This is a genomic window from Rhodopseudomonas julia (assembly GCF_030813515.1).
In the GTDB taxonomy this organism is placed as follows: Bacteria; Pseudomonadota; Alphaproteobacteria; order Rhizobiales; family Afifellaceae; genus Afifella; species Afifella julia.
Genome location: NZ_JAUSUK010000002.1, coordinates 439,637 through 450,649, shown reverse-complemented (window position 1 = coordinate 450,649; position 11,013 = coordinate 439,637). Strand labels below are relative to the sequence as shown.

Below are 11,013 nucleotides of genomic sequence, written 5' to 3'. Positions count from 1 at the left end.
ATCGTTCAAAGCGACCAGCCGCCGTCGATCACCTGCGTCGTGCCGGTCGTGAAGCGGCTCTCGTCGGAGCCGAGATAGACGGCGAGATCGGCGATCTCGTCGGGTGTGCCGATCCGGCCGATCGGCTGGCGCTCCACGAACATCGCCCGCGCCTTCTCCACGCCGCCCACCTCTTCGCCGAGCGCTGAGATGCGCGCCTCGAGCGACGGGCTCTCGATCGTACCCGGGCAGATGGCGTTGCAGCGGATGCCCTTGCGGATGAAGTCGATGGCGATCGAGCGCGTCAGTCCGATCACAGCCGCCTTCGTCGCCATATAGACGTAGCGATTGGGCGCGGCTTTGATCGAGGAGGCCGCCGACGACATGTTGATGATCGACCCGCCCCCGTTCTCCAGCATGCGCGGCAACAAGGCCGAGATCGTGCGGTGCATGGAGGTGACGTTGAGGTCGAAGGAAAAATCCCAGTCCTTGTCGTCGCAATCGAGCACCGTCCCGTGGTGCACGAAGCCCGCGCAATTGAAGAGAATGTCGGGCGTGTCGACGGTCTTCATATAGGAGCCGACAGCGCGTCCGTCGGTCACGTCGAGCACCGCCGTATCGACCTCGCCCAGAGCCTCGAGCCCCTTTAGCTTTTCGGCGTCGAGATCGGTGGCGTAGACACGCGCCCCCTCTTCCAGAAACCTTTCCGCCACGCGGCGGCCGATCCCCTGCCCCGCCGCCGTGCACACTGCGATCTTTCCCTCAAGTCGCCGCCCCATCAGGCTTCCTCCGTTCCTTGTTTATTGGGTTTTGCGGGAGGGTTAGCCCCTCCACATGTTCTTGAGATGCTTTGCTTTTCACGCTGCCTCGCCGCCCGTCTGGCGCCGGCCGCCGCGCCAGACGCGGAGCCCACGAAGCCGTGACCTCTAGTGGTTGTCGCGCGGAATGCCGCTCGTCTGGGCGATGCGGTGGTATTTGACCGCCGGCTCCAAAACCATGCCAGTTTCGAGCTGCGAGACCATGGCGCGCTGGATCTCCTGCCAGGGCGTCTGGCTCTCCGGGAAGGGATAACCACCCGCCTCTTTCAGCGCCTCGCGCCGCTGTTCGAGCTCCTCGTCGCTGATGAGGATATTCGCCTCCCCGCGCCCGAGATCGATGCGCACGCGGTCGCCCGACTTCAACAGCCCGAGACCGCCACCGGCCGCCGCCTCCGGCGAGGCGTTGAGGATCGAGGGCGACCCCGACGTGCCCGATTGCCGCCCGTCGCCGATGCAGGGCAGCGAATGCACGCCCCGCTTCAGGAGATAATCGGGCGCGCGCATGTTCACGACTTCCGCCGCGCCCGGATAGCCGATCGGCCCCGCCCCGCGCATGAACAGGATGGTGTTCTCGTCGATCTGAAGTGCGGGATCGTCGATGCGGTGATGATAATCCTCCGGCCCGTCGAAGACGGCCGCCTTGCCCTCGAACGCCATCGGATCGTCGGGATTGGAGAGATAGCGCTCGCGGAATTCGGTGGAGATCACCGAGAGCTTCATGATCGCCGAGGAGAAGAGATTGCCCTTGAGGACGCGGAACCCCGCCCCTTTCAGAAGCGGCTGGTCGAACGGGCGGATGACGTTGAGATCGGCAATCTCGGCGCCGCGGCAATTGTCGCCCATCGTCTGCCCGTTCACCGTGATCGCCCCTTCGTTGATGAGCCCCGCTCCCATCAGCTGGTTGACGACCGCCGGCACGCCGCCCGCGTGATAATAATCCTCGCCGAGATATTCGCCCGCCGGCTGCAGATTGACGAGAAGCGGAATGTCCTCGCCATAGGTCTGCCAGTCGTCGATCGAAAGCTCCACGCCCACATGCCGCGCGAGCGCGTTGAGATGGATCGGTGCGTTCGTTGAGCCGCCAATCGCCGAATTCACACGGATCGCATTGATGAAGGCATCGCGCGTCAGGATATCCGACGGCTTCAGGTCGTCGCGCACCATGTCGACGATGCGAAGCCCCGTCAGATACGACACCTCCTGCCGGTCGCGGTAGGGTGCCGGGATCGCGGCGGACCCCGGAAGCTGCATGCCGAGCGCTTCGGCGAGCGAATTCATCGTCGTCGCCGTGCCCATCGTGTTGCAATAGCCGGTCGAAGGCGCCGAGGATGCGACGAGCTTGACGAAGCCCGGATAGTCGATCTCGCCCGCGGCCAGCAACTCGCGCGCCTTCCACACGATCGTGCCAGAGCCCGTCCGCTCGCCGCGGAACCAGCCGTTCAGCATTGGCCCGACGGAGAGCGCGATCGCCGGAATGTTGACCGTCGCAGCCGCCATCAGGCACGCCGGCGTGGTCTTGTCGCAACCGATCGTCAAAACCACGCCGTCGAGCGGATAGCCGTAGAGCACCTCGACGAGCCCGAGATAGGCGAGATTGCGGTCGAGCGCCGCCGTCGGCCTCTTGCCGGTCTCCTGGATCGGATGCACCGGAAATTCGATCGCGATGCCGCCCGCCTCGCGAATGCCGTCGCGCACGCGCTTGGCGAGCTCCAGATGATGCCGGTTGCACGGCGACAGGTCGGACCCCGTCTGCGCGATGCCGATGATCGGCTTGCCGGATTGCAGCTCTTCCTGGGACAGGCCGAAATTCAGGTAGCGCTCGAGATAAAGCGCCGTCATATCGGGGTTGTCGGGATTGTCGAACCAGGCGCGCGAGCGCAGTTGCGGCAGATTGGCAGCGTCGGTCATCTCTTCTCCAAAGGGTTTGACCCGCCGGAAAGGCTCGTTGCGGGTCGCCCGATTGCCAACAACGTATACCTCATTGTTGGGGCCTTTCAACGGCCTTTAGGTAGAGAACTGGCGAAGCGGAAATCCTACTGCATACGCAAAATGCAGACGAAAGCCCGCTCCGCCTAACGCGTCTGCGGCGCAAATCCCCCAAAAAGTTGAGGAAGAAAAGGCCCGCCCGCAGCCGGTGCGGGCAGGCCCCTGCAAAGAGCGAAATGTCGATGTTCGGCTAGCGCGTGCCGTCGAGATAGCGCTTGAGCGTCTTCTCGGTCCCCTCGTCCCACAAAGTTCGCAGCCAATGGGCGAAAAGCTCGCGGAAGACGTCGGAGCGCCCGACCTCGCCATAGACATCGTCCATGCCGAGCCATTCGCCGGGATCGGCGCGCGCCGCCTGCGCCTTCGGCACGAGCAGATCCCAGTTCGGGTCGTTCGGCTCGATGACGGCGCCGCTCTCCGTCTCGCCGAAGCAATAGCGGCACCACAGCGCGGATTCGAGCGCGAGGCCGGTCACGTCGTGGCCTTCCTTCAGCCGGTCGGCGATCGTCGGAACGATGAATTTCGGCTGCCGGTTGGAGCCGTCGAGACAGAGACGGCGCACCGTGTCGCCGATCTTCGGATTGGCGAAGCGGCGCTTGATCTCGCCGAAATAGACTTGCAGATCCGTATCCGGCACCGGCGGCACGGCCGGCACGATCTCGTCCTGCTCGATCTTCTCCAGGAACGCCGCAACGAGCGGATGCTCCATCGCCTCATGCACGAAATGGATGTCGAGAAGCCCCGCCGGATAGGCGATCACCGCATGCCCGCCGTTCAGGATGCGGATCTTCATGATCTCGAAGGGCGTCACGTCCGGCACGAACTGCACGCCGACATTCTGAAGCGCCGGGCGGCCGGCCGGAAAATTGTCCTCGAGCACCCATTGCTTGAAATCCTCGCAGAACACCGGCCAGGCATCCTCGACGCCGAATTCCTCTTCGAGCAGCCGCCGCTCCCGGTCCCCCGTCGCCGGCGTGATCCGGTCGACCATGCCGTTCGGAAAGGCGACGTTTTCGGTGATCCAGTCGGCGAAGGCGGGGTCTGAAAGCCGCGCCGTCCCCGCGACGGCATTTTTCGCCACCACGCCATTGTGGGGGATGTTGTCGCACGACATCACGGTGAAGGGCGAAAGCCCGCGTCCCCGCCGTTCCTTGAGCCCCGCCGCGATCAGCCCGAAGACGGTCTTCGGATCGTCGGGCGTCTTGCCGTCGGCCGCAATCGCCGGATGCTCCGGATTGAAGCGTCCGGTGGAATCGATGAAGTAGCCGCCCTCCGTCACGGTCAAGGAGACGATGCGGATCGCGGGATCGGCGAGTTTTTCGATGATCGCCTGCGCATCGCCCACGGGCAGCATGCCAACCATGGCGCCGGTGACGCGCGCATTGGAAGCCGCCGCCGACTGATCGACGACCGTCGTCAGAAAGTCCTGACCGCCGAGCGCCTGGCGCATCTTTTCGTCGCCCGCCATGACGCCGGCGCCGAGGATCGCGAAATCGTGGTCGCGCCCGGTTTCAAACAGCTCGTCGAGATAGACGGCCTGATGCGCGCGGTGAAAATTGCCGATGCCGAAATGCAAAATCCCGGCCGACAGCCCGGCCCGGTCATAGCCAGGGACATGCACCCTGGACGAAATCTCGGTGAGGTTCTCGGCTGCAAGCTTCGTCGTCATGTCACTCCTTCCGGGGCTCGGGAACGTCCTGCCGAACCCCTCCGGGGCCGCGCCCCATTCGATAAGTCCGCACTTCCCGGCCCCGCGAGACAGGCCGAAAGGCGGATCGTCATGCGTCCCCCTCCCCCTTGTGGGGAGGGGACAGGGGTGGGGGTCGCCCGTCACAAGGCGTGCCGGCATGAATTCGCAAGCACAGGCGGACCCGCAGCAGGGATGCCCCCCTCAACTCATCCAATTGCCGCCGTCGACATTGTAGGTCTGGGCGACGATGTAATCGGCCTCCGCACTTGCCAGGAACACGGCCATGCCGGTCAGATCCTCCGCGCGCCCCATGCGCCCGTAAGGCACCGCCTCGCCCACGAGCCGCTTTTTCTCGCCGAGCCGCCGGTTTTCATACTTTGCAAAGAGCGCATCGACGCCGTCCCAGTGCTCGCCGTCGACCACGCCCGGCGCGATCGCATTGACGTTGATCTTGTGCTTGATGAGGTCGAGGCCCGCCGACTGGGTGAGGCTGATCACGGCCGCCTTCGTCGCGCAGTAGACGGCGACGAGCGCTTCCCCGCGCCGCCCGGCCTGGCTTGCCATATTGATGATCTTGCCGCCGTCGCCCTTGGCGATCATCGCCTTCGCCACCGCCTGCAGCATGAAGAGCGTGCCGGAGACATTGATCGCAAAGAGCCGGTCGAAACTCTCCCGGCTTATCTCCACGATCGGCGCCAGATCGAAAAGGGCTGCATTGTTGACGAGAATATCGATGCGCCCCGCACGCTGGAGAACCCGGGCGACCGCCTCGTCGATCGAGGCCTGATCGGTGACGTCGAGATGGACCGCATAGGCCGCCTCGCCGATCTCGGCCGCCGTTGCCTCGGCGCGTTCCAGGTTGATGTCGGCGATCGCGACCCTTGCCCCCTCGCGCACATAGGCTTCCGCAAAGGCGCGCCCGATGCCGCGTGCCGAGCCGGTGATGATGGCGGATTTGCCTTCCAGCCGCCTCATGACAGCGCCATGCCGTCGGCGTCGAAGCGATGGATCTTGTCGTCCTGCGGCGTGAGAAAGACCCGGTCGCCGTGGCGCACGGGAAACTCGCCGTCGGCGCGTGCCGTCAGCATGCCGGCACGCTCCGTCTCCACATGCAGAAACGTGTCGGAGCCGAGATGTTCGGAGACGCTGACCCGACCCTCCCAGCGGCCTTCTTCGAGAGACAATTCCATATGCTCGGGCCGGATGCCGACCTTCGCCGCGTCGCGCCGCTCCGCCACCGCACCCTCGATGAAATTCATTTTCGGCGAACCGATGAAGCCCGCGACGAAGAGATTGCGCGGCTTGGAATAGAGTTCGAGCGGCGTGCCCACCTGCTCGATGATGCCGGCGCGCAGGACCACGATGCGGTCGGCCATGGTCATGGCCTCCACCTGATCATGCGTGACGTAGATCATCGTCGTCTCGAGCTTGTTGTGCAGCTCGGAGATTTCCAGGCGCATATTCACCCTGAGCGCCGCGTCGAGGTTCGACAGCGGCTCGTCGAACAGGAACGCCGCCGGTTCGCGCACGATCGCCCGCCCGATGGCGACACGCTGGCGCTGGCCGCCCGAAAGCTGCCCCGGCCGCCGGTCGAGATAATCCGTGAGGTTCAGAACGCGCGCCGCATCGTCGATCTTACGGTCGATTTCGGCCTTGTCGAACCCCGCCATCTTCAAAGGAAAGGCGATGTTCTTCCGCACACTCATATGCGGGTAGAGCGCATAGGACTGGAACACCATGGCGAGGCCCCGCTTGGCCGGCGGCGTTTCCGTGGCGTCCCGCCCGTCGATCTTGATCTCGCCGGACGTCACGTCTTCGAGCCCCGCAATCAGGCGCAGAAGCGTCGACTTTCCGCAGCCGGACGGACCGACGAAGACGATGAATTCGCCATCCTCGATCTCGAGATCGAGCGGCGGGATCACCTGGACATTGCCGAAAGTCTTGGTGATCTGGTTGAGCGAGATGTGTCCCATATCCGTCCCTTTTCGCCGCGTTTGTCACCGCGCCGTTTATTGTCGGGTGCCGCCGGGGCGGCAGCCGCGTATTGGCCGCGCCCCTATTTGACCGCACCGAAAGTGAGGCCGCGCACGAGCTGCTTCTGGCTGAACCAGCCGAGGATCAGGATCGGCGCGATCGCCATGGTCGAGGCGGCCGAAAGCTTGGCGTAGAAGAGCCCCTCCGGGCTCGAATAGCTGGCAATGAACGCCGTCAGCGGCGCCGATTTCGCGGCCGTCAGGTTCAAGGTCCAAAACGCCTCGTTCCAGGCGAGGATGATGTTGAGGAGAAGCGTCGAGGCAATCCCCGGCACCGCCATCGGCGTCAGCACGTAAAGGATCTCCGAGCGCAGCCCCGCCCCGTCCATCCGCGCCGCCTCCAGGATCTCGCCCGGAATCTCGCGGAAATACGTGAACAGCATCCAGATGATGATCGGCAGGTTGATCAGCATCACCACGATGACGAGGCCGGTCAGCGTGTCGAGGAGGCCGGCATCGCGAAAGATGAGGTAGATCGGGATCAAGACGCCGACGGGCGGCAGCATCTTGGTCGACAGCATCCACATCAAGACGTTCTTGGTCTGCTTGCTGGGCACGAAGGCCATCGACCAGGCCGCCGGAATGGCGATGAGGAGGCCCAGAACCGTCGAGCCGAGCGAGATCACCACCGAATTCCAGAAATGCCGGAAATAGGCGGAGCGCTCCTGCACCTCGACATAATTGTCGAGCGTCCAGTCGAAGAACACGAAGGAGGGCGGCGAAGCGATCGCCTCCGCCTCCGTCTTGAAGCTCGTCAGGATCGTCCACAAGATCGGAAAGAAGATCAGGAAGCCGATCGTCCAGGCGATCAGCGTGAAGAGCAGCTTTCGACCTTTTGTCGGAGTGTGGGCCATGGCTCAGACGTCCAGGTTCTTGCCGATCATCCGCATCAGGAAGATCGCGACGATATTGGCGAGAATGACGGCGACGATGCCGCCGGCCGACCCGCCGCCCACGTCGAACTGCAGGAGCGACTGGGCGTAGACGAGATAGGTGATGTTGGTCGTGGCATAGCCCGGCCCGCCATTGGTCGTGACGAGGATCTCCGCAAACACCGAGAGCAGGAAGATCGTCTGGATGAGAACGACGACGGTGATGGCGCGCGCCAGATGCGGCAGCATGATGTGGAAGAAGCGGCTCAACGGCCCCGCCCCGTCCATCTCGGCGGCTTCCAGCTGGTCGCGGTCGAGCGATTGCAGCGCAGTCAGCAGGATGAGCGTCGCAAACGGCAGCCACCCCCATGAGACGATGAGGATGATGGAGGCGAGGGGCGCCTGCCCGAGAAAGTCGAAGGGCTGCATCCCGAGCGCCCGAAAAATGTTCGAGAAGAGCCCGTTCACGGGATTCATGAACATGTTCTTCCACACGAGCGCGGAGACCGTCGGCATGACGAAGAACGGCGCGATCACCAGAACCCGCACGATCCCCTGCCCCCACATCGGCTGATCGAGCAGGATCGCCAGAAGCACGCCGCCGAAGATGGTGATGACGAGAACGCCGCCGACGAGAAGAAGCGTGTTGATGAGGGCGGAGAAGAACGCCGGATCGGTCAGGAAGAACCGGTAATTCATGAAGCCGATGAAATCGTGCGTTCCCGGCATCAGAAGATTGTAGCGCAGGAACGAGAAGTAGAGCGTCATCGACAAGGGGATCAGCATCCAGCCGAGCAAAACAAGCACGGCGGGAGAGATCATCAGTCGCGCGGCGGAACGCGAATGCGCAGTGGCCATGAGCGAACCCTTTCGGGCGATGAGAAACGAGCCGGTGAAGAAGGCACGGGCGGACGCCAGAGGGACATCCGTCCGTGCCGATCATGTCGGAGCGGTCACATCGAAGGAGACCGCCCCAGGCAATTGCGTACGGCCGACGATATGCGGCCGATCACGCGCGGCGCATCACTTCGGATAGCCGGCCTTCGCCATTTCGCGGGTCGTCAGCTGTTGGGCGTTCTGGATCGCCTGATCCGCACTCATCTGACCGGCGAGAGCGGCAGAGAACATCTGTCCGACGGCCGTGCCGATGCCCTGGAATTCCGGAATGGCGACGAACTGTCCGCCCGTATACGGCACGTCCTGAACGGACGGCTTGTCAGGCGTCGCCGCCTGCATGGAATTCAGCGTCATTTCCGCGAAGGGCGCCGCCTTCTGATACTCCTCGTTCTCATAGAGCGAGGTGCGGGTTCCCGGAGGTGCGGCGCGCCAGCCTTCGTTCTCGGCGACGAGCTTCGTGTAATCCTTCGACGTCGCCCAGGCGATGAACTGCTTGGCGGCATCCTCTGAATCCGTCGAGGTCGGAATGGCGAGATTCCACGACCACAGCCAATTGCCGTGGTTGTCGACGCCTTCCTTGTTCGGGAATTGCGCGAAGGCGACCTTGTCGGCGACCGTCGATTCATCGGGGTCGGTCACGAACGAGGCAGCCACCGTCGCATCGATCCAGATGCCGCATTTGCCCTGCTGGAAGAGCGACAGGTTCTCGTTGAAGCCGTTCGAGGAGGCTCCTGGAGGCCCGTAATCGTTCATCATGGTCAGATAGTCGTTGACCGCCGCTTTCCATTCCGGGCTGTCGAGCTGGGCCTTCCAGTCCTTGTCGAACCAGGCCGCGCCGTAGGAATTCGCCATGGCCGTCAAGAACGCCATGTTCTCGCCCCAGCCCGGCTTGCCGCGCAGACAGATGCCGTAGACGTCGTTCGATTTGTCCGTCATCGCCTCGGCGGCTTTTTGGATATCCGACCAGGTCGGCTGATCGGGGATCTCCACGCCGGCCTTCTCGGCAAGGTCGGTGCGGTACATGACCATCGCCGATTCCCCGTAGAACGGCGCCGCGTAGAGCTTGTCCTCATAGGTCAGCGCACTGCGGATCGCCGGCAGGATATCGTCGGCATCATAGCCGTCCGGCATGTCGTCGAGAGCGACGAGCCAATTCTGCTTCGCCCAGATCGGCACCTCGTAATTGCCGATGGTCATGACGTCGTACTGACCGCCCTTGGTGGCGATATCCGTCGTCACGCGCTGGCGCAGCACGTTTTCTTCCAAAGTCACCCATTCCAACTGGATATCGGGATGATTTTTGGTGAAATCCTCGGCGAGCTTCTGCATGCGGATCATGTCGCCGTTGTTGACGGTGGCGATCGTGATCGTTTCGGCATGAGCGGCGGCAGTGAAGGCGACGGCGGATACAGCGCCGACCGCCCAAATGGAGCGTCTCATCAGGTTTCCTCCGTTCCGCGTCTTCGGCCCAAAGGCCGCGCGGCTTATCAATACAGGAAAGACGCGACATCGGATGTCGAGATCGCATCCCTCTGCCCGCGCCGAAAGGCACGGACATTAAGGACGAAGTTGCGCGAAACCGCGGCCTCCGCCTCATCTTCGGATATCTAAATTGTCGTCAGAAGCGCGAAGGGAAAGACCCGACGGCAACTTGCGGAAGACTAGATCACGCGGGTTTGCCGCTGTCAAATAAATAAATCACTTTGATTTTGCAATTAACGCAAGCGCAGAATAAATCCTGTCCTTCCGGTAACTTAGCCGCATTGTCGCACAGCCCTACGAAATTGAAACTCTCAAGTTTCCTGATGCGGCAGGGCGCATCTATTCTTCGCGCTCCCAGGGCGGCACGCTGCCGAAATGTGCACTCAGATAATCGATGAACGCGCGCACCCGCGGCGACAGATTCCGCTTCTCCGAATAGAGCGCCAGAATGTCCGACCCGTCGTCGGCATAATCCGGCAGGAGCCTGACGAGCCGCCCGGCCTTGATATCCTCGCCGACGAGATAGGTCGAAAGCCGGGCGATCCCGAGGCCTGAAAGCGTCGCGTGATAGATCGCATCGGCGCTGTTGGCCTCGAAATTGCCGGTGAGCGGAACGGGATCGGTCCCCTCCGCCCCTTCCAGATGCCAGTCGTTCCAGCGCGTCACCGTCGACAGGCGCAGGCAATTGTGATGCGCGAGATCCTGGCGCGTCGTCGGCGTGCCGGCGCGCTTGAGATAGGCCGGCGCGGCACAGATCACCCGCCGGTTGCGGGCAAGCTTGCGCGCCACCGCAAAACTGTCCTCCACCTGCTCGGTGAAGCGGATGGCGACGTCGATCCCCTCCGCCGCGAGATCGATCGGGCGGTCCGTCACCTCGAGCGAGACTTTGAGCTCCGGATAGCGCGCCATGAACTCCGGCATGATCGGCAGAAGCTGCGCCTTGGCGAAGGCGACGGTGGCTGCGACCCGCAACACCCCGACCGGCTGACCGCTGATCGCGGTGGCAAGGTTTTCCGCCTCCGACACCCTGGCCGCGAGATCGGCGCAGCGCTCGTAGAAGGCGCGCCCCTCCTCTGTCAGCGACAGGCCGTGCTTGCTGCGGTTGAGAAGCCTTACCTTCAGGCGATCCTCCAGAAAGCCGATCTGCCGGCTGACGGCCGATGGCGTCAGGCCGAGCGAGCGGGCGGCCGCCGAAAAGCTCTCACTCTCGACCACGGTCGCAAACAGGATCATCTGGCTCGGAAGTTCCATCACACCTC

Annotated in this window: 9 protein-coding genes; all 9 read right to left on the bottom strand. The window is 63.4% G+C overall.

Annotation, left to right across the window (positions count from 1 at the left end):
• Positions 1-5: 5 nt before the first annotated feature.
• The gene (locus J2R99_RS11255; protein WP_307154576.1) at positions 6-758 is read right to left on the bottom strand and encodes an SDR family oxidoreductase; all 753 of its coding nucleotides are present in this window, start codon (positions 756-758) and stop codon (positions 6-8) included.
• Positions 759-905: 147 nt separating this feature from the next.
• Positions 906-2,705 carry an IlvD/Edd family dehydratase gene (locus J2R99_RS11250; RefSeq protein ID WP_307154575.1) on the bottom strand — a complete coding sequence of 600 codons (1,800 nt, stop codon included), beginning with the start codon at positions 2,703-2,705 and terminating at the stop codon, positions 906-908.
• Positions 2,706-2,973: 268 nt separating this feature from the next.
• Positions 2,974-4,449: a mannitol dehydrogenase family protein gene (locus J2R99_RS11245; RefSeq protein WP_307154574.1), complete on the bottom strand. Its 1,476-nt coding sequence runs from the start codon at positions 4,447-4,449 to the stop codon at positions 2,974-2,976.
• 222 nt (positions 4,450-4,671) lie between these two features.
• A complete protein-coding gene (locus J2R99_RS11240; protein WP_307154573.1) occupies positions 4,672-5,445 on the bottom strand; it encodes an L-iditol 2-dehydrogenase in 774 nt (257 codons plus the stop codon).
• Positions 5,442-6,443, bottom strand: a complete 1,002-nt coding sequence (locus J2R99_RS11235) for an ABC transporter ATP-binding protein (RefSeq protein WP_307154572.1) — start codon at positions 6,441-6,443, stop codon at positions 5,442-5,444. Before J2R99_RS11235 ends, J2R99_RS11240 begins: the two co-directional genes overlap by 4 nt.
• Positions 6,444-6,526: 83 nt before the next feature.
• Entirely contained in the window at positions 6,527-7,357 is an 831-nt protein-coding gene (locus J2R99_RS11230) for a carbohydrate ABC transporter permease (protein WP_307154571.1), read from the bottom strand.
• Positions 7,358-7,360: 3 nt separating this feature from the next.
• Positions 7,361-8,233: a carbohydrate ABC transporter permease gene (locus J2R99_RS11225; RefSeq protein WP_307154570.1), complete on the bottom strand. Its 873-nt coding sequence runs from the start codon at positions 8,231-8,233 to the stop codon at positions 7,361-7,363.
• A gap of 165 nt (positions 8,234-8,398) precedes the next feature.
• Positions 8,399-9,712 (bottom strand): ABC transporter substrate-binding protein, encoded by a 1,314-nt coding sequence (locus J2R99_RS11220; protein ID WP_307154569.1) that lies wholly within the window; start codon positions 9,710-9,712, stop codon positions 8,399-8,401.
• Positions 9,713-10,093: 381 nt separating this feature from the next.
• Positions 10,094-11,005 (bottom strand): LysR family transcriptional regulator, encoded by a 912-nt coding sequence (locus tag J2R99_RS11215; protein ID WP_307154568.1) that lies wholly within the window; start codon positions 11,003-11,005, stop codon positions 10,094-10,096.
• Positions 11,006-11,013: the final 8 nt, after the last annotated feature.